We start from the raw sequence: 608 nt of genomic DNA, 5'->3' as shown, positions 1-608 counted from the left end.
AGCAGTTGAGTTATTCGTTTCTATCCAAATTAATTATACATATTTAGTTAAAAAAATAAAACCTAAAGAAGAATAGAAGATTCTAATAAAATATTAATAAATGGTTTAAATCGGTCTGCAAAATAAAAAAACCGCACATTAAATACGGGAAAATTGTATTCTATATTTTCACTCTTAATAAAGTTATTCCGTTATCTTTGCATAAAGAATTCTTTTTATCATCCAAACGTTTTCTAAGAGATGTGTTGTGTGTATTATCATCTAGTTCTAATAAGAAAGTGTAATTAAATTCATATTTATTACTTTCTGTATTTAAAGTTCTTTTGGCAAAAGTGAAATCAGCGTGTTTTTTATTTGAAATATACTCTTGTTTTAATAGGGTTGAAAAACTAATTCCTGATAGTATTGAAAGTTGATTTTCATTTGAATTACCAACAACTTCTCTCTTCATTTTTCTAAATCAAAAAGATTCTCGTGAAGACATTATTTTTTTTGTTTCTTTTAATAAGATCTCTTCCGGGTACCTTCCATTTAAATTAAGTTTTTCAGTATTTTTATAGATAATTTTTTGGTCATCTATTATCAATGAAATAACTCCTTGGTTGTTA

1 protein-coding gene is annotated in these 608 nt (G+C 24.8%); it reads right to left on the bottom strand.

What is annotated here, in order from left to right:
* Positions 1-160: 160 nt before the first annotated feature.
* The coding region (locus C4B24_RS04910; RefSeq protein ID WP_210725210.1) for a DUF2726 domain-containing protein at positions 161-608 on the bottom strand (448 nt) is incomplete at its 5' end.

The sequence above is a fragment of the Mycoplasma marinum genome (assembly GCF_004335975.1).
In the GTDB taxonomy this organism is placed as follows: domain Bacteria; phylum Bacillota_I; class Bacilli_A; order Mycoplasmatales; family Metamycoplasmataceae; genus Mycoplasma_K; species Mycoplasma_K marinum.
Note: the sequence above shows the minus strand (reverse complement) of the source record. Positions and strands in the feature narration are given on the sequence as shown.